This is a genomic window from uncultured Allofournierella sp. (assembly GCA_944382705.1).
Classification (GTDB): domain Bacteria; phylum Bacillota; class Clostridia; order Oscillospirales; family Ruminococcaceae; genus Allofournierella.
The window spans coordinates 22,639-40,839 of the sequence record CALWNE010000043.1 but is presented as its reverse complement, the minus strand read 5'-3'; the positions used below and the strand labels follow the sequence as shown (position 1 = coordinate 40,839).

Sequence of the window (18,201 nt, the reverse complement as noted above, 5' to 3'; positions counted from 1 at the left end):
CGCCAATGGTTTTAAGGGCAGCCAGGCCATTATCCGGCCTGGCCGGTAAGCTGGTCAAACAGGGCAATGCCTGCCTGATGCTGGGGTGTGAGCTGCTTGAAATCCTCCCGGCAGGCCAGGGTATACCGGCTCATGACCTGCTGGCCGGACAGGCTCTGCCCCGCCTGGGCATCGTACTGGGAAAAATCCATCGCTGCCAGAGCCGGGCAGTCGCTCCAGGCCTGTTGGCGGGTTTGTCCTTCCCCTGCCAGGGAGCCGCAGGTTTCGGCAAAGGACTGGGGGTCCTCCAGCAAAAACAGGGTGCTGATGCCCTCCTGCATATCCGCTGTCAGGCCCACGGTGGCTGCCATCTGGGAGGCCATCTCCAGCTGGCTTTGCATTGGATCAAATTCTGCATTCTGAGAATTGGAGGAAGGCGCAGCCGTGGGCTGCTGGTCTTGGCCCTGTTCCATCTGCTGGGCCAGGTCAATTTGATAAAACGCCACATCCACCAAAACCTTTCCATCCCCATTTACATCGGTGCCCATCGCCTCCAGCTGCTGGGTCAGCTGGGTTCGCAGTTCCTCCTGCAGGTAGCTTTTGCCCACCACGGCAAGGGTATAGTCCGGCACGGGGCGGCTCACTACATCCTTAATCATAAAGCCTGCCACCGTCACCACTGCTGCCCCTGCCAGCAGATACTGCCAGTGATAGTGCCACCAGTTGGCGGCTTTTTGGGCAAGGGTACGGTCCTGGGGCTGCTCTGCGGGGGGCTTGCGGCGCTGAAACATGGCAAAAACCTCCTTTTGGCTCAGTGGCCCAGCTTGCTGCCAATGAGCTGGGCCGTCTGCTCCGGCAGCTCTTTAAGCTGCTGGCGGTCCAGCTCTGCGGTTTCGATGGGGGGCAAAATCCGGATGGTCACATGGGCAGGCTTCATCCAGCCGCCGTTGTTCTCCATAATATCCCGGCTGCCGGTAATGGCCACCGGCACCAAAGGTGCCTTGGTTTTGGTTGCAATGCGGAAGGCACCTCCCTTAAACTCCAGCAAACTACCTTCCGGCCCCTTGTTGCGGGTGCCCTCCGGGAAAATCACCACCGAGTAGCCCTTGTTCACATGGCCGATGGCCTCGTTCAGGGCCTCCATGGCCTTGCGGGAGTCCTCCCGGTCCAGAAATACACAGTGCAGCAGCCGCATCCAGCCCCGCACCAGAGGGATTTTGCCCACCTCTTTTTTTGCCACCAGGGCATGGGGGGCATCCAGCTGGGTGAGCATGAGGGGAATGTCGTAGTAGCTGCGGTGGTTTGCCACAAAGACGCAGGGCCGCCCCTGGGGAATGTTCTCCTGGCCTTCCACCGTAACGGTAACCCCTGCAAGGCGCAAAAGCTTGCCTGCCCAGTCCGGCACCCAGCGAGCTGCCAGGGCATCCCCCGTGGCCCAGTCGCCCTGTTCCAGGGCTTTCAGGCCCTTGTGCAGCAAAGGCCACTTAAACAGCAGATAGCTCCAAAAATAGATAAACCAAACAATGGTGCGCATGGTCATTCTCCTTTGTTATGCCAGGCAGCAGGGCTGCCCTGTAATAGCGGCAAGCCCGCCGCAGGGTCCTGTGCTTTTTATTGTACCATATCCTGTGCAAAAGAAAAACCGTACAGCCCTTGCAATGCAAAAAAGCTTCCTGTTGCTTTGGCCCCAAGGCCCCTGGCATCTTCGCCGGGCGTTTGGGGCGAGAGCGCACAAAAGGCGCAGCCAAAAACGGCTGCGCCTGCATTGCGGGTATTTGTGAGCCAGCGCAGGGATTACCCTTGCCCTGATTTTGTGGTGGGCTGCGTTAATGCCCTGCCGGGCTGCGGCCATACAGCCGGGTCAGCTGCCCAATGCGCTGGGCCAGGGCTTCATCCGCCTTGCCGGGCAGCATACGCCACTGCCAGTTGCCCTGGGCACGGCTGGGCACATTCATACGGGCCTGGCTGCCCAGGCCCAGCCAGTCCTGCATGGGCACAATGGCTGTGTTGCTTACGCTGGCAAAGGCGGTGCGGATGAAGGCATCCACCAAAGGCTCCTGGGGCCAGCAGTGGGTGTACTCCCGTGCTTGCCGAACATCCTCCGGGCTTGCCTCCTGCTCCCAGGCGGCGGTGGTGGTGTTGTCGTGGGTGCCGGTATACACCACCGAATGGGCCTGGTAGTTGTGGGGCAGGTAGTCCCCTGCTTCCCGCTGGTCAAAGGCAAATTGCAGCACCTTCATGCCTGGATAGCCGCTGTCTTGCAGCAGCTGGATTACCTGGGGTGTGAGGTAGCCCAAATCCTCCGCAATAATGCGCGCTTGCGGCAGTTCCTTGTGCAGCACCCCCATCAAATCCATACCGGGGCCGGGCTGCCAGCTGCCGTTCTGGGCCGTGGTTTGGCCGGCGGGGATGGAATAGTAGCTTTCAAATCCCCTAAAGTGGTCGATGCGCACCACATCGTACACCGCCAGGGCACTGCGCAGCCGCTGTACCCACCAGGCATAGCCGGTGGCTTTGTGGTATTCCCACTTATAAAGGGGATTGCCCCACAGCTGCCCGTCTGCCGCAAAGGCATCTGGCGGGCAGCCTGCCACATGGGTCAGATTGCCTTCGCCGTCGGTCTGGAACAGTTCGGGATGGGCCCACAGGTCGGAGGAATCCGGCGATACATAAATGGGAATATCTCCAATGATGGAAATTCCCTGTGTGGCGGCATAAGCATGGAGCTTTTGCCACTGGCAGGCAAACAGATACTGCACACATTGCCAGTAGTGCACCCGGTGAGCCAGCCGCTGGCGGGCCTGCTCCAGTGCTTGGGGCTGGCGCATCCGCACAGGCTGGGGCCAGGTTTGCCAGCTTTGCTGGCCGTTTTCCTCTTTAAGAGCCATAAAAAGGGCGTAGTCCTCCAGCCAGTGGGCGTTTGCCTGCACATAGGCGGCCAGCTCCTGATTTTGGGGAGAAATGCGCTGGACAGCCTGTTCCAGCATTGCATGGCGGTGCTGATAAAGCGCCCCATAATCTACCCGCTGAGGGTCATCGCCCCAGGGACGCTGAGTCTCCTGCACCGTGAGCAGACCCTGCTCCACCAGCTGGGCTGGGTCGATGAAATAGGGGTTTGCCGCAAAGGCAGAAAAACTTTGGTAGGGGCTATCCCCATAGCCGGTGGGGCCAATGGGCAGAATCTGCCAGTAGGTCTGGCCGGCCCGGCTTAAAAAATCCACAAATTCGTAGGCCTGCTGGCCCAGCGTACCAATGCCCCAGGGGCCGGGCAGGCTGGAAATAGGCATCAGGATACCGCTTGCACGCTTCAAAGCGCTCGCTCCTTTCTGAGGGCCGACAGCATCAGCCCTTTACAGCACCAGCTGCCACACCCTTGATGATGTGCTTTTGGCAGCTCAGATAAAACAGAATAATGGGCACAATGGCCAGCACCAGCATTGCCATCATGGCGCCCCAGTCCACCGAGCCATAACCGCCCTTCAGGTACTGTACCGCAATGGGAATGGTTTTGTACTTGCGCAGATCCAGCACCAGGCTGGGCAGCAGGTAGTCGTTCCAAACCCACATGGTTTCCAGAATGCCAACGCTCACCAGAGTGGGCTTGAGCATATGCAGCACCACCCGGAAGAAGGTCTGCACCGGGGTGCAGCCGTCAATCATAGCAGCTTCTTCCACCTCAATGGGCACACCTCGCATAAAGCCGGTAAACATGAACACGGCCAGCCCGGCACCAAAGCCCAGGTAAACCAGCACAATGCCCACCGGGTTGCTCAGGTGCATTACATCGGTAATTTTGGACAGGGGGAACATGACCATTTGGAAGGGAACCACCATGGATACCAGACACAGGGTGTAAATGGCCTTGGTGTACCAGGCGTGTACCCGGCTGATGTACCAGGCACACATGGAGGTGCACAGCAGAATAACCGCCACGCTTGCGATGGTAATAAACAGGCTGTACCCAAAAGCGCTGATAAAGTCGGTTTTGCGCAGGCCCTCCACATAGTTTTCCAGGCCCACAAAGGACTGCTGGGTGGGCAGCTCAAAGGGAGAGCGGTTTATGTAGGCTTTTTTCTTAAAGCTGTTCATTACCACAATCAGGATGGGTGCAATATAAACCAGGCTCAACAGGCTGAACAGCAGGGTGTAGAGCCAGCCGTGCTTTACTTTTGTGTTCATTACTGCTGCACCTCCTTGGATTGGGTCAGACGGTTTTGGGCAATGGCAAGCAGAGCCACCAGAATGGTAAAGATGACGGCCTTTGCCTGGCCCACACCTTCCCAGCCCACACGGCCGTAGAAGGTGTTGGAGATGTTGAGCGCCAGCATTTCGGTCATATCGGAGGGCTGGCCGTTGGTAAGTGCCAGGTTTTGGTCGTAAAGTTTAAAGCCGTTGGTAAGGGTAAGGAAGGTGCAGATGGTGATGGAGGGCATACACATGGGGATGGTAATGCGCCACAGGCACTGCCAGCGTGTGGTGCCGTCGATGCTGGCGGCCTCGTACAAATCGCCGGGAATGCTTTGCAGGCCCGCAATGTAGATAATCATCATGTAGCCTACCTGCTGCCAGCACATCAGGATTACCAGGCCCCAAAAGCCATAGGTGGCACTGAAGGTAAGGCTGCGGTCAATCAGAGCCAGGGCACCGTTGAAAATCAGCTGCCAGGTGTAGCCCAGCACAATGCCGCCAATGAGGTTGGGCATAAAAAACACACCCCGGAACAGGTTTGTGCCCTTGATGTTTTTTGTGAGCATGAGCGCCACGGCAAAGGCCAGCACATTGATGAGAATTACCGTTACCACGGTAAAGGCAGCGGTAAACCACAGGGAGTGCAGGAAGGTGGCATCCGTAAAAACACGGGCGTAGTTTTTTAAACCGACAAATTTCGCATCGGAAATGGTAGTAAACTCACACAGCGAAAGATACAAGCCCTGCAAAAAGGGGGCAACAAACCCAATGCAGAATGCCAGCAGGGTGGGCAGCGCAAAAATCGGGAAATATTTTTTGAGCGTGCGTTCCATGAAGAATGATCCCTCCTTAAAAATCCGTACCGCAAAACACGGGGGACATTAAAACCGGGCGGGCAGCCTTGTGCCCGCCCGGTTTTGTACCTCTTGCAATGATATTGCACCCAATGGGTGCCGATTCATCAGCCGTTTGCAGCCTGGTACTCGGTAGCCCAGCCATCCACAAAGGCGGTCTGCACAGCGCTCCAGTCCTGGGTGCCCTGGGCATACTCCAGCAGGGCAGCGCCCACGCCATTTTTCCATTCCTCAGAGGGCATGGTGGTGAAGCACCAGTCTACGGTGTCGTGGCCGGCAGCCACATCTTCGTTGGCGGCCAGAACCAGGGGGTTCTCAGGCAGGTACTCCTGGGTATAGGTATCGAAGGGGCAAACAAAGCCCATCTCCTTCAGGGCCTCTCGGCCGGTATCGCTGGTAACGCACCAGTTTACAAAGTCCAGAGTGGCCTGAATGTCCTCGGCGCTTGCCTTGGAGTTTACACACCAGTAGTTTTCGGAACCGGTGCACAGGCCCTGGTTTTCCTCGCCTTCTGCACCAATATAGATGGGCATCATGCCCATATCCTCGTCGGCCACTTCGTAGTCCTTAATGTCGTTGTAAGCCCAGGTGCCGTTCTGGTAGAACACAGCCTCACCCATTGCAAACTCAGAGGCTGCCTCGTCGCCGGTTTTGGAGCCCAGCATGGTGGGCTGGCAGGTGGCGTTGTTGATGTACAAATCCCAGATGTTCTTGTAGTTCTCCAGGTAGGTGCCCTTAATGGCAGCGGTGGAGGTAATGCCGTCGGCCTTGTACTCATAGTACACAGGCAGGTTGGCCAGATGGGTCTTGAAACGCCAGTCGGAGGAGGAGTCCATGCCTGCGCTGGTGAAAGCAGCAAAGCCCAGGTCATCCTTATGGGCGGTAATGTCCTCTGCCACAGCCTTCAGGGTTTCGAAGTTGTTCAGCTCATCCACGCTCTTGATGACGGCGTAGTCCTTAGCCATGTACTCGTTCAGCAGGGCTTTGTTGTAAATCAGGCCGTAGGTTTCGATTACATAGGCAATGCCATATACATTATCCCCTTCCTTCAGTGCAAAGGAATCGCTGCTCAGGTGGCTGTACAGCTCGCTGTCCGCCAGGTTGTAGCAGTAGTCCTTCCAGGAGGCCAGGCCCACCGGGCCGTTTACCTGGAACAGGGTGGGAGCATTGCTCTTGGCCATCTCTGCCTTCAGGGTGGATTCGTAGGTATTGGAAGCAGCAGTTACCACATCCACCGGCACGCCGGTCTGCTTGGTGTACTCGGCAGCCAGCTCTACCCAATCGTCGGCCTGTTCGGGCTTGAAGTTCAGGTAGTAAACCTTGCCTTCCCCAGCGGTGGAGGTACCGGCAGTGCTGGTGCTGGTACCGGTGCTGGTGTTGGTACTGGTGGTGTTTCCGCCGCAAGCTGCCATTCCAAAGGCCATGGCTGCTGCAAGCACGATTGCAAGTGCTTTTTTCATAATAACGACATCTCCTTTTGTTTCATGTGGTTTGTATCCTATTCAAATGTGAAGGACCTCCTTCACGGGCAACAAGGGGCAATTTGCCTGCTTCAGCAGGGGGCACGCATGGCCACCGACTCGCCTTCCAGCAGGGTTGCTTCCAGCACCACCGACTGGGCTGGTGCCTGGTTCTGGATGCAGTCCAGCACCAGGCGGATGCTTTCCTGGGCAATGCGCTGGGCGGGCTGGCACATGGTGCACAGCCGTGGGGTGCAGAACTGGGAAAGCTCCAGTCCGTCAAACCCTACCACCGAAACATCCTGCGGCACCCGCAGGCCGTGGTCTGCCAGCGCACGCATTGCCCCAATGGCAGTGGTATCGCTCATGGCAAAAATAGCGTCCGGACGGTGGCCTTGCTGCAACCACTGGTGCAGGGTATTGTAGGCTCCGGCAAAACTAAAACTCGTTGTAAGGCAGGCTTCATCCTTCCATTGGATGCCCCGGTTGGCAAAGGCCATTTTGCAGCCCCTCAGCCGCTGGCTGCTGGGGTAGCTGACCTTTGGGTCGCCGCCTAAAATCACCAGGTTGCGGTGCCCTGCATCCAGCAGATGTTCCACTGCTTTGCAGGCCGCCTTGCAGTCGTTGACCCCCACCATGGAAAGCTGCTCAAACCGCAGGGATGCATCCACCATAGTGGCCAGTACACATGGTACCGTAACCCGGCCAAAATTTTGGGCGAAATGTTCCGAATTGCCGCCCAAAAACACAATTCCCTTGGGGCGCAGCGCCTTGCACAGCTGCACAGCCAGCAGCACCTCGTCGTCATCTTCTTCCAGGTACTGGGTCACGCCTTCGTAACCTGCTGCGCTGGCAAGGCTTTGCAGCTCCACCAGCATGGCATCAAAAAACATATTGCCGGTGCTCTTGACCAAAAACAGGATGCTTTTTGTTTCGGTCTGTTTGAGCTTGCGGGCGTTGGCATTGGGCACAAAACCGGTTTGCTCTACCACCCGCCAGATTTCCTCTTTGGCTTGCTTGCTTACATCCGGGTGGTGGTTCAGCGCACGGGATACCGTGCTCACTGCATAGCCGCTTTTTTCTGCAATATCTTTGATGGTCATGGCCCTGTGCCTTCCTTCTGCCAAGTCTCGGTAACGCTCCCGGAAACGATTCCAGCGTGTACCTGTATTATAGCTTTTTGCATAAAAGTTTGCAATATTAAAAATATTTTTCATCCATTTATCCCTAATCACTGCCCTGCTTTTGTGGAAGATTACCCGTTTCCTGTGTTTTTGCAGGATGTTTGTGCCTTCTGCTGCAAAACAACTGTCCGCAACCTGACCAGTTCTGCCTGTGCCGAGGGTGCCCATGCTGCTGTTAGATTTTGCACCAAAAATTTTGATGATTTTGTTCATTGAAATCCCGTTCGCAAAAAACTACAATACCATTAGTGTATGCTGCACACAGCCCCGGCTGAACCGGCTATCTGCTTGCAGAAAGCCGGGCAGGCGGCCTTTGCCCCACCCTAGCCTTGTGGTTGTTTGTGCACCTGTGCATACAAAAACACCCCCATCCGGCTGGGTTCGGAAGGGGCGGACAGAAAGGATTCAGCTCATGGGACTTTTTCATCCAGATTACAACAAGCCCGGCCCTGGGGTACGCAAGGACGAAGCGCGAAAAACCGGCATTGCACGGGTATGGGAACTTTGGAGCCGGGACGGCTGGGATTTTATCCGCGCCAATGCTCTGTGCGTTTTGGGGGGCATTCCGCTGGCAGCTGGCTTGCTGCTTGGCCTGTTGGGCCATTCTCTGCTGGTGATGATTGCAGCGGGTGCTTTGGGCGGCGCTCTGTTTGGTCTCGGCTACGCCGCCCTGCACGACACCATTCTGAGAGCCCTGCGGGATGAGCCGGGCTACTGGTGGTTTACTTACAAAAAAGCCTTTGCACGCAACTGGAAATCCAGCCTGCTGCCCGGTGCAGTTTGGGGCCTGGTTGTAGCCAGCCAGCTGTACACCGCCTGGATGCTGCTGGCCAGCCCGGTAGAAAACGCTCTGGTGCTGGTGATGATGCTGTGCATAAGCATGATTCTTAGCTGCACGATGTTTCCCTTTGTGTTCAGCCAGCTGGTTTTAATGGAACTGCCTGTGATGGAACTGCTGCGCAACAGCATTATTCTGGGGCTTTCCACCGGCCCCAAAATGCTGCTGGCTTCCATTGCTCAGGCAGCTTACTGGGGCGTTACCTTTATGCTCCTGCCCCTTTCTCTTTTGTGGATGCCGGTGGTGGGATTTGCCATCCTTCTGGTACCGGTGGAGATGGTGGTGTTTGGTATGCTGGACAAAACCTTTGATCTGGAACGGCGCATTCTGGAGGCACAGGCAGAGCAGCGCCAGGAACAGGCCGATTGACCTGTTGTTCCGCAGCTTTGGGCTGCTTGCAGTGCAAGTGCCGCCAAAGGCTCCGGCCCTGATGCAAACAAAAAGAACCGGGGAGCCAGTTGGCTCCCCGGTTCTTTTTGTGTTGATTGGGTTGTATGGTCTGCCGGGCTGCCGAATCAGAAGCCGCCGGCGGTGCGGGGGAAGGGCAGGACATCCCGGATGTTGGGAATTCCGGTCAAGTACATGATCAGCCGCTCAAAGCCCAGGCCGTAACCGGCGTGCTTGGCACTGCCAAAACGGCGCAGGTCCAGGTACCACTGGTAGTCGGCGGTTTCCATACCCAGCTCCTCCATGCGTGCCACGATTACATCGTACCGCTCCTCACGCTGGCTGCCGCCAATCAGCTCGCCCACGCCGGGCACCAGCATATCGGCAGCGGCAACGGTTTTGCCGTCCTCGTTCTGGCGCATATAAAAGCTCTTGATTTCCTTGGGGTAATCGGTAACGAACACCGGCTTTTTGAAAATCTGCTCGGTGAGGAACCGCTCGTGCTCGGTTTGCAGGTCGGTGCCCCATTCCACTTTATATTGGAAGCTGTCGTTGTGGGGCTTGAGCATCTCCACAGCGTCGGTGTAGCTTACCCGTGCAAAGTCGGCATCCACCAGAGCGTGCAGCCGCTCCAGCAGGCCCTTGTCGAAGAACTGGTTAAAGAAGGCCATCTCGTCCGGGCACTGCTCCAGCACATAGCGGATGACATACTTCACCATCTCCTCCGCGTTGTCCATGTAGTCGTTCAGGTCTGCAAAAGCCAGTTCCGGCTCAATCATCCAGAACTCTGCGGCATGGCGGGGAGTGTTGGAGTTTTCGGCACGGAAGGTGGGGCCGAAGGTGTAGATTTTGCCAAAGGCCAGGGCCATTGCCTCGCCCTCCAGCTGGCCGGATACGGTCAGGTTGGTGCTGCGGCCAAAGAAATCCTGGCTGAAGTCCACCTTGCCGTCCTCGGTGCGGGGCAGCTGGTCCAAATCCAGGGTGGTGACCCGGAACATCTCACCGGCACCCTCACAGTCGGAGCCGGTAATCAGGGGGCTGTGTACATAGACAAAGCCGTTTTCCTGGAAGAACTTATGAATGGCATAGGCAGCAACACTGCGTACCCGGAAGGCAGCGGCAAAGGTGTTGGTACGGGGGCGCAGATGGGGCATGGTGCGCAAAAACTCCACCGTGTGGCGCTTTTTTTGCAGGGGGTAGTCGCTGGGGCAGATGTTCAGCAGCTCCACGCTGTCGGCGTTGATTTCCAAGGGCTGCTTGGCACCGGGGGTGAGTACCACCCGGCCGGTGATTTCCATGCTGGTGCCCACGCCGGCTTTGGCTACCTCTTTGTAGTTTTCCAGCTTGGCGGCCTCGAACACCACCTGCAGGTTTTTAAAGCAGGTGCCGTCGCTCAGCTCAATAAAGCCAATGTTTTTGGAGTCGCGCACGGTTTTGGCCCAGCCGCACACGGTTACCTGGGTACCTTCTGCCACCGAAGTGGTGAGCAGCTCCCGGATGGGGGTCTGTTTCATGATTGGTTCTCTCCTTTATAGCAAAAAATCCGGCAGCAATCCCGTCCTGTTTAGGACGAGCCGCTGCCGGACCCGTGGTGCCACCTAACTTGCCGCCCGTGGGCGGCCACTTTTACACATTCACTGCGCTCTGCGCTTAAAATGCTGCGGCTTAACGCGCCGCCCACGGCACACCCTACTGACCATTGGCCCACCCATGCAGGGGGCCGGTGTTGGGGCTGCAGCTCCAAAGGGTTCGTTCGGCAGGTCTTTGCGTGCGGCTTTCACCCTCCCGCACTCGCTGCGCCAAAGGCTCCTGCGTACTTTTCTTTTTCACAGCCATTTGCTTTGTATTGTACCCTTCCACTGGGGCTTTGTCAACTACCTGCATCCTGCAAAAACAGCTGAACCAACGCCTTGCCCACCAGCTGGCCGGAATACACCGCCTGTTCCAGGGTGTTGCCGTGGCTGCCCACCTCAATCAGCAGGCTGCCGGTGCTTAAATCCTGGTTATAATAACGGTAATCCAGCAGCACCGGCCGGGTAAGGCCGTGATAGAGGGATTCCATGGCATTCTGCCAGGCTGCGGCAAAGCCCAGATTCTGCCGGAAGTTGGGCAGGTTTCCGTTTTTGTCTGCCCCGCAGATAATCATTACCTGGGCCGCAGTGCGATCCTCCACCTGGGCAATGGCACTGACCCGCTGGCCGCTGGCCGGCTCGATGGCATCCCGGTGAACATCCAGCACCACCTTAATGCTGGGGTACTGGGCCAGGTAGCTTTGCACCGTGGCGTTGCTGCGCTCGTAGCTGCCGTTGTAGCTGGGGTAATCGTGCAGGGTTGTGTCGTGCAGGGTCACAATGCCCGCCTGGTTCAGCTCCTGGGCCATGGCCTCGCCCACCGCCGCCATGTTAAGGGAAAGGTCGGTGGTGCGGGCTGTGGAGGAAAGGTCGTACCAGCTTTTCCGCTCCAGCTCAAAGGTTTCGGTGGTGTGGGTGTGCATAATCAGCACCTGGGGCTCGCTGCTGCCCGGTTCGATTGTAAAAGGCAGCCCCTGCTGGGCAGCTTCCAGTACCTCCTGGGCCGAAAGCGTGGTGTTGTTCTTAATAACACCGGCGCCCACCTGCACAAACAGCGTGCCGGTGCCCGGCTCGTAGTGCTGCTCCACAATCTGACCCGCACCTTCCGGGGGCTGCTGATCCGTTGGGGTTGGCTCCGGGTCGGCTTGTCCCTCCGGTTGAGGGGTGGGTTCCGGCTGGGGGGTGGGCTGCGGGGTGGGCTCGGCGCTGGGGGTGACGGGCGCTGCCACCGGCTGCCCGGAAGGCTGCGGCTGTGTGGGCAGCTGGGCAACCATCTGCTCCACGCTCTGCACCAGATGCACCGGATCCGCCAAAAAGCCTGCGGCCAGCACCAAAGACCCGCCCATGGAGGGCAAGCCCACTCCATACACAGCGGTAGCCACCCCGGCCCCCATAGCCAGAGTAACCACCGCCGTACCCAGCCGATGCCGCCAGCGATTTTGCACCATCGTTCCGCCTCCTTCTTGTGTTGGTGTTACTCCAACACTGTATGCCCCCCGGGCGGCGGATATGCCTGGAGGGCATCAGCTGCACAGCCAGCGCAGCTCCTGGGCAGAAAGCCGAGGCTGTAAGGCCTGGTTCAGCGCAGCGGCCAGCAGGGCAGACCCCTTGCGCACGATTTGATCCAGCTGGCGGGGCACCAAAATCAATCCCCCTTCCCCTTGCCCCTGCTGGGGCGGCTCCACAAGGGTAGGCACCCCCAAAGCCAGAACCGGCACCCCCAGCATCGCCCGGGTAACACAGCGGCTGCTGCCCGGCTGGGCAGGCCGCAAACCGGTATCGCTCAGCTGTACCGTGCGGCCCAGCCGGTGGGGGTCTGCGGTGCAAAGGCTGTCCACACATACCACCGCCGAGGGCCGGATGGTGCGCACCAGCCCGGCCAGCAGCTCTGCCAGCTGCACCCCAGTTGACCCCGAAGCCCCCGGACTGACCACCGCCACCGGGCGCAGCCCCAGGGTTTGGGTGGCTGCCTGGGGTGCCACATTGCGGGTGACCAGCACACCGCCAGCGGTGCGGGGGCCAAGGGCATCTGCCGTAATGCGCCGGTTGCCCACCCCCACCACCAGCACCAGCCCCTCTGGGGGCAGCAGCTGGCTAATCTCCTGTGCCACCGCCTGGATGTACTGCTGGTCCTGGGGGTCCACCGCCGCCAGCGTGGGCAGCTCCAGGGTGGTGTACCGGCCCACCGGCCGCTCCAGGCCCGGCCGGGCAATCTGCACCCGGGTAAGCGTAACCGGGCCGGTGCGGGCGGTATGCACCGTAACGCCGGATGGTACCTTGCCCTTGGGGCGGTAAATTTCGTCCGCCATATCCGTGTAAAGTGCCATATCATTTCCTCCTTTGGCCAAATCAGGTTGATTTTGCCCTGATTTTCTCCCCATTAGGGGCGATAAACCCAGTTTTGACTGGTAAACCGCAAAAAATTCTCCATAAAAAGTGCAAAAAGGGCTTGTCAAGCGTGTTTGAATATGGTATCATAAGTTGCACTGTTATGGGTGACAAGGAGGTGGTACGAATGCCTAACATTAAATCGCAGAAGGATCGTGTCGTTCAGTCCAAGAAGGAAGCCCTTCACAACAAAGCGATTAAGTCCAACCTGAAAACAGTCGTCAAGAAGGCAGACGCTGCCATCGCTGCTAACGCAGCTGATAAGGATGCCGTCGTTGTTGCTGCTATCTCCGCTATTGATAAGGCTAAGAGCAAGGGTGTACTGCATAAGAACACCGCTTCCCGCAAAATCAGCCGTATGGCGAAGCGCGCTAACAAGGCGAATGCTTGATTTTCGACGAAACTAGAGGTCTGCCCCCTGTGGGCGGGCCTTTTGTTTTGCTCTTTTTTAAACATTTCAGGATGCCGCCCCTGGCTGGAGCCTTGGGCTGTGCCGTAAAGGCCGCTGCCCCAAGCTATTCCATCCATCAATTCGTCAACCAAAAAGGGCTGCCGCAAAAGCGGCAGCCCTTTTTACTGTGCAATAATAATGGGTTGTGCAGGGTTATGCATCCATTTCCAGGGTCTGGTTGGTTGCGCTCAATTCCTCTGCAATGTTCAGCATATGGTCGCCCACACGCTCAAAGTCGGTGAGGATTTCCGAGTACAAAATGCAGGCTTCTTCGCTGCACTGGCCAGCCTTCATGCGCTGAATATGGGCCTTGCGGTACTGGTGGGTCAAATCGTCGATGTGATCCTCCAGCTGCTGGGCCTGGGGCAGGCTGATTTCTCCATGCAGGGCGCTAAGAGCACGCTCGCAAATCTCCTTCATCTGCATCAGTTCCCGCATAGCAGGCTCGGACAGATGAATGTTTTCCTGCTCCATCCGCTTGCCGTAGCCCAGAATGTTCATGGCATGGTCGCTGATGCGCTCGATGTTGCCCGCAATGCGGAAGCCCGCTGCCACTGCGGCGGAATCCTCGGCGTTGGTCTCCCGTACCATGGCCTTGGATACATAGCTGCTGATTTCCTTGTTGAGCAAATCCACCAGCTCCTCGGTTTCTTCGGCCTTGGCGGTTGCCTCATCCGGGCCGCTGAGCACGGTTTGGAATGCAGCGGAAACATTGCCCCGGGTCAGGTCCAGCATACGGCCCAGCTCCTTTTGCAGGTTGCCCAGCCACACAGCAGAGGAACCCAGGGTGGTCTTGTCCAGGTAGGCAAGGCCCTTGCTTTCCATCTGGCCTTCCTGTTCCGGTTCCGGCTCATCCCGCAGGATGCGCTCGGCCAGGTCTGCCATCTTGTTGCCGAAGGGAATCAGCAGGATGGTTGTTACCACATTGAACAGGGTGTGCATATTGGCAATCTGAGACTGAATTGCGCCGGGTGTGAGGGCTGCTACCCAGTTTGCCACCGGCAAGAGGATGCACAGGGTGGTAAACACCACAGTACCAATGATGTTAAACATCAGGTGGATGATGGTGGTGCGCTTTGCGTTGCGGCTGGTGCCGATGCTGGCCAGCACCGAGGTAATGCAGGTGCCGATGTTCTGGCCAAAGAGCACATACACCGCGCCGGAAAAGGGAATGGCCCCGCTGCCTGCCAGCGCCTGCAGGATGCCAATGCTGGCACTGGAGGACTGAATCAGAGCCGTAAACACGGCGCCTGCCGCAATGCCCAGCAGGGGATTTTCAAACCGGGTCATGAGAGACACAAAGGCCGGCTCGTTGGCCAAAGGTTTCATGGCGCCGCTCATCATGTCCATACCGATGAACAGAACACCCAAACCGGCTACGATGCTGCCGTAATTGTGGAGCTTGGGATTTTTAAAAAACACCACCAGGGCCACGCCCAAAAAGGCAAACAGGGGTGCAATGGCCCCCACATCCAGGGCAATGAGCTGGCCGGTGATGGTGGTGCCGATGTTGGCACCCATGATAATCCACACCGCCTGGCGCAGGCTCATGAGGCCACTGTTTACAAACCCCACTGCCATAACCGTGGTGGCGCTGGACGACTGAATCACAGCCGTAATCACCGCACCCACAGCCACACCCAAAAACCGGTTGGCGGTGAGTTTTTCCAAAATGCTTTTCATTCGGTTGCCAGCTGCCGCTTCCAGGCCGCCGCTCATCATATGCATGCCATACAAAAAGAGCGCCAGGCCACCCAGCAGAGTCAACACATTGGTAAGCTGCATGGATAATTCCTCCTAAGTGCTAAATGGTAAATATTCCTTTTTCCGTTACCAGATTTTAACAATTGCTTAACAAAAAGTTAACCAACATTTCAACGATACCCCAAAAGAAAAGCCCCGGTCAACTAACCGGGGCAAGATTTTACATATTCTTTTCATTTACGATATTTTTTTAACAGATTTCTGTTAGTTCTGGTCCTTGGAACAGCCGCATACTGCGGCCACCACCCCGCACAGAAGGCTTGCGGTAATGCCTGCACTGGCGGCGGTACATCCGCCCACCAGAGCACCCAGCAGGCCCATCTTTTCCACAGCGTCCATCACGCCCTGGGCCAGCAGATGCCCAAACCCAATGAGCGGCACCGTGGCCCCGGCCCCGGCCAGTTCGGCCAGAGGGTCGTACAGACCAATGGCCGAAAGCACCACTCCTGCCACCACATACACCACCAGTACCCGTGCAGGGGTAATGGAGGTAAGGTCAATCAAAATCTGGCCCGCTACGCACAGCAGACCGCCCACCACAAATGCCCATATATAGGTCATGGCTGTACTCCTCCTTGTGAACTTAAATCCAGTAGATGTGCAATGCCGGGTATGCTTTCCCCCTGCAAAAACACAATCTGGCTCATGAGGGCACCGGTGGAGAGGAACAGCACCCGGTTCAGCTTACCGCTGCGCAGCTGGGGCAGCACATGGCCACAAAGCACACTGGCGGAACAGCCCGCCCCGCTGGCTCCCGCCTGCACCTGCTGAACGCTGCGGTCGTACAGCAGCAGGCCGCAGTCCTGGTGATTCTTTAGCTCAATGCCTTCCTTTTTTAAAAGCTCCACCAGCAGTCGGCTGCCCACCAGGCCCAAGTCACCGGTGTAAACTGCGTCAAACTGGTTCAGGCTGCGGCCGGTATCGGCACAATAATGCAGCAGGGTGCTGGCGGCAGCGGGGGCCATGGCAGCACCCATATTGTTAATATCCGTAATCTGGTAGTCCACCACCCGGCCAAAGGTTACTGCCTGGACATAGGGTGCCGGGCCTTGGGACTGCACCAGGCAGCACCCCGCAGCGGTGGCGGTCCACTGGGCCGTGGGGGTTCGCTTGCCCCCGTAATTCAACGGGGTGCGGAACTGCCGCTCCGCTGCACAGAAGTGACTGCTGGTGAGAGCCGCCACCCGGTCGGCGGCTCCTCCTGCTGCCAGGCAGGCGGCCAGGGCCACCGCCTGGGCCATGGTGCTGCAAGCACCATACAGGCCTGCAAAGGGCACCTGAACCTGCCTCATGGTGTAGGCAGTGGCGGTGCACTGGTTCTGCAGGTCACCTCCTAAGATAAGATGGAGCTGGTCCTGGTCCAGGCCGGCTTTTTTCATCATTAGGTCCAGGCAGTGCCGCTGCAAGCTGCGCTCGGCTGCTTCCCAGCTTTCCTCTCCCATGGTGTTCTCGCTGAACAACAAATCAAACTGTGCTGCCAGGGGGCCTTCGCTCTCTTTTTTGCCGCCCACTGCGGCAAACTCCGCCAGACTGGGCGGGCAGGTAAAGCACAAGGTATCGCCCATGCGCTGAATGGATTTCATGCAAACAACTCCTTTTCGCTTATACCAGGCCGAAGGGGCGCAGAATCCAGTACAGCACACCCCAGGTGGCACTGGCTGCCAGCCCGTACACCAGTACCGGCCCTGCAATCAAAAACATTTTGCCGCCTACTCCAGGCACAAAGCCCTCGCATTTAAACTCAATGGCGGGACTGACCACCGCATTGGCAAAGCCGGTGATGGGCACCAGCGTGCCTGCCCCACCCCTTGCCGCCAGCCTTTGGTACCAGCCCAGTGAGGTGGTTATGGCCGAGAGGGCCACCAGCGTAACACTGGCCAGGGTGGCGGCATCGGTGAGGGTACGGCCCTGGGCCAGGTAAATCTGGCGCAGCACCTCGCCCAGCAGGCAGATGCTGCCCCCTACCCCAAAGGCCCACAGGCAGTTTTGCCCCAGCCGGGACCGGGGACTGGCCTTTTTGCTCATCGCCTGGTATTCCTGGGGTGTGGTATTCATCATTGAGCATCCTCCTTCAAGGGGCCAGCGCCCCTGGTTGTTTTTAACAGTATGGCCGCCGGCCCCTTTCTTTATGTACGCCACAATTTTTTGTAACTTTTGGTTGCATTTCAGCGGGTGCTTATAGTAAAATAAAAAAAATTCTGCGAAGGAGGCTCTTGTGCTCCATGAAGAAACACATCATCAGTCCGTTGGACCTTACCACCCAGGAAATCGACGAGATTCTGGCTTTATCCGGCCGTATTCTGGAACAGCCCCAGGCCTTTACCCACAAGTGTGACGGCAAGATTCTGGCTACCCTGTTTTTTGAACCCAGCACCCGAACCCGTTTGAGTTTTGAGTCTGCCATGCTCAGCTTAGGGGGCCAGGTGTTGGGTTTTTCTTCGGCAAATTCCAGCAGTGCTGCTAAAGGCGAAAGCGTGGCCGATACTGCACGCACCGTGGAGTGCTATGCCGACATTATTGCCATGCGCCACCCCAAGGAGGGCGCCGCAGCGGTTGCTGCCAGCAAAATCGACTGCCCCCTTATCAACGCAGGGGACGGCGGCCACCAGCACCCCACCCAGACCCTCACCGACCTGCTGACCATCCAGCAGCTGATGGGCCGTCTGGACGGTTTGACCATCGGCCTGTGCGGCGATTTGAAGTTTGGCCGCACGGTGCACAGCCTGATTCGGGCCATGATGCGGTACAGCAATGTGAAGTTTGTGCTCATCAGTCCCCAGGAGCTGCGTCTGCCGGATTACATCCGCAGTGACCTGGAGCAGGGCGGCTTTGATTTTGTGGAGACCCAGCGGCTGGAGGATGCCATGCCCCAGCTGGATATCCTGTACATGACCCGTGTGCAGCGGGAACGCTTTTTCAACGAGGACGATTACATCCGCCTGCGGGATAGCTACATTCTGGATGCCCGCAAGATGCAGCTGGCAAAGCAGGACATGATTGTGCTGCATCCGCTGCCCCGTGTGAACGAAATCAGCGTGGAGGTGGACGACGACCCCCGTGCCGCCTACTTCCGCCAGGCCCGGTTTGGCCGGTTTGTGCGCATGGCTCTGATTATGAAACTGCTGGAGGTAGAGTAA

The 18,201-nt window shown here is 57.8% G+C and carries 17 protein-coding genes; 3 read left to right on the top strand and 14 right to left on the bottom strand.

Annotated elements, in window-relative coordinates:
* Positions 1 to 29: 29 nt before the first annotated feature.
* From ACH2EM_RS06280 to ACH2EM_RS06250, 7 genes are all read right to left on the bottom strand, one after another.
* Positions 30 to 770, bottom strand: coding sequence for a hypothetical protein (locus tag ACH2EM_RS06280; RefSeq protein ID WP_395151280.1), 741 nt, complete (start codon positions 768 to 770; stop codon positions 30 to 32).
* 20 nt (positions 771 to 790) lie between these two features.
* Entirely contained in the window at positions 791 to 1,513 is a 723-nt protein-coding gene (locus ACH2EM_RS06275; RefSeq protein ID WP_395151279.1) for a lysophospholipid acyltransferase family protein, read from the bottom strand.
* Between the two features lie 292 nt (positions 1,514 to 1,805).
* Complete coding sequence (gene malQ / locus ACH2EM_RS06270) at positions 1,806 to 3,290, bottom strand: 4-alpha-glucanotransferase (protein WP_395151278.1); 1,485 nt, start codon at positions 3,288 to 3,290, stop codon at positions 1,806 to 1,808.
* A gap of 31 nt (positions 3,291 to 3,321) precedes the next feature.
* Positions 3,322 to 4,158 carry a carbohydrate ABC transporter permease gene (locus ACH2EM_RS06265; protein ID WP_395151277.1) on the bottom strand — a complete coding sequence of 279 codons (837 nt, stop codon included), beginning with the start codon at positions 4,156 to 4,158 and terminating at the stop codon, positions 3,322 to 3,324.
* Entirely contained in the window at positions 4,158 to 5,000 is an 843-nt protein-coding gene (locus ACH2EM_RS06260; RefSeq protein WP_395151276.1) for a carbohydrate ABC transporter permease, read from the bottom strand. Before ACH2EM_RS06260 ends, ACH2EM_RS06265 begins: the two co-directional genes overlap by 1 nt.
* Positions 5,001 to 5,128: 128 nt before the next feature.
* Positions 5,129 to 6,481, bottom strand: a complete 1,353-nt coding sequence (locus ACH2EM_RS06255) for an ABC transporter substrate-binding protein (RefSeq protein ID WP_395151275.1) — start codon at positions 6,479 to 6,481, stop codon at positions 5,129 to 5,131.
* A gap of 92 nt (positions 6,482 to 6,573) precedes the next feature.
* Positions 6,574 to 7,584: a LacI family DNA-binding transcriptional regulator gene (locus ACH2EM_RS06250; protein WP_395151274.1), complete on the bottom strand. Its 1,011-nt coding sequence runs from the start codon at positions 7,582 to 7,584 to the stop codon at positions 6,574 to 6,576.
* 493 nt (positions 7,585 to 8,077) lie between these two features.
* Between ACH2EM_RS06250 and ACH2EM_RS06245 the strand changes: the two genes are divergently transcribed.
* A complete protein-coding gene (locus tag ACH2EM_RS06245; protein ID WP_395151273.1) occupies positions 8,078 to 8,872 on the top strand; it encodes a hypothetical protein in 795 nt (264 codons plus the stop codon).
* A gap of 146 nt (positions 8,873 to 9,018) precedes the next feature.
* Here the strand turns inward: ACH2EM_RS06245 and asnS are convergent, their stop codons facing one another.
* From asnS to gpr, 3 genes are all read right to left on the bottom strand, one after another.
* Positions 9,019 to 10,404, bottom strand: coding sequence for an asparagine--tRNA ligase (gene asnS / locus ACH2EM_RS06240; RefSeq protein WP_395151272.1), 1,386 nt, complete (start codon positions 10,402 to 10,404; stop codon positions 9,019 to 9,021).
* A gap of 356 nt (positions 10,405 to 10,760) precedes the next feature.
* The gene (gene spoIIP / locus ACH2EM_RS06235) at positions 10,761 to 11,909 is read right to left on the bottom strand and encodes a stage II sporulation protein P (RefSeq protein ID WP_395151271.1); all 1,149 of its coding nucleotides are present in this window, start codon (positions 11,907 to 11,909) and stop codon (positions 10,761 to 10,763) included.
* Positions 11,910 to 11,984: 75 nt separating this feature from the next.
* On the bottom strand, positions 11,985 to 12,788 hold the full coding sequence (gene gpr, locus ACH2EM_RS06230) for a GPR endopeptidase (RefSeq protein ID WP_395151270.1): 804 nt from the start codon (positions 12,786 to 12,788) through the stop codon (positions 11,985 to 11,987).
* Positions 12,789 to 12,976: 188 nt separating this feature from the next.
* On the opposite strand from gpr, the gene rpsT reads away from it, so the two are divergent.
* Complete coding sequence (gene rpsT, locus ACH2EM_RS06225) at positions 12,977 to 13,240, top strand: 30S ribosomal protein S20 (protein ID WP_395151269.1); 264 nt, start codon at positions 12,977 to 12,979, stop codon at positions 13,238 to 13,240.
* Between the two features lie 213 nt (positions 13,241 to 13,453).
* On the opposite strand, the gene ACH2EM_RS06220 is transcribed toward rpsT, so the two are convergent.
* The 4 genes from ACH2EM_RS06220 to ACH2EM_RS06205 all read right to left on the bottom strand — a co-directional run bounded on the left by ACH2EM_RS06220 (position 13,454) and on the right by ACH2EM_RS06205 (position 17,119).
* Positions 13,454 to 15,085, bottom strand: a complete 1,632-nt coding sequence (locus ACH2EM_RS06220; RefSeq protein ID WP_395151268.1) for a Na/Pi cotransporter family protein — start codon at positions 15,083 to 15,085, stop codon at positions 13,454 to 13,456.
* Positions 15,086 to 15,268: 183 nt separating this feature from the next.
* Positions 15,269 to 15,625: a stage V sporulation protein AE gene (spoVAE, locus tag ACH2EM_RS06215; protein ID WP_395151267.1), complete on the bottom strand. Its 357-nt coding sequence runs from the start codon at positions 15,623 to 15,625 to the stop codon at positions 15,269 to 15,271.
* A complete protein-coding gene (locus ACH2EM_RS06210) occupies positions 15,622 to 16,647 on the bottom strand; it encodes a stage V sporulation protein AD (protein WP_395151266.1) in 1,026 nt (341 codons plus the stop codon). The genes spoVAE and ACH2EM_RS06210 overlap by 4 nt, the downstream gene beginning before the upstream one ends.
* A 19-nt stretch (positions 16,648 to 16,666) precedes the next feature.
* Positions 16,667 to 17,119: a SpoVA/SpoVAEb family sporulation membrane protein gene (locus tag ACH2EM_RS06205; protein ID WP_395151295.1), complete on the bottom strand. Its 453-nt coding sequence runs from the start codon at positions 17,117 to 17,119 to the stop codon at positions 16,667 to 16,669.
* Between the two features lie 167 nt (positions 17,120 to 17,286).
* Here ACH2EM_RS06205 and pyrB point away from each other — a divergent pair, with 167 nt between their 5' ends.
* Positions 17,287 to 18,201 (top strand): aspartate carbamoyltransferase, encoded by a 915-nt coding sequence (gene pyrB, locus ACH2EM_RS06200; protein ID WP_395151265.1) that lies wholly within the window; start codon positions 17,287 to 17,289, stop codon positions 18,199 to 18,201.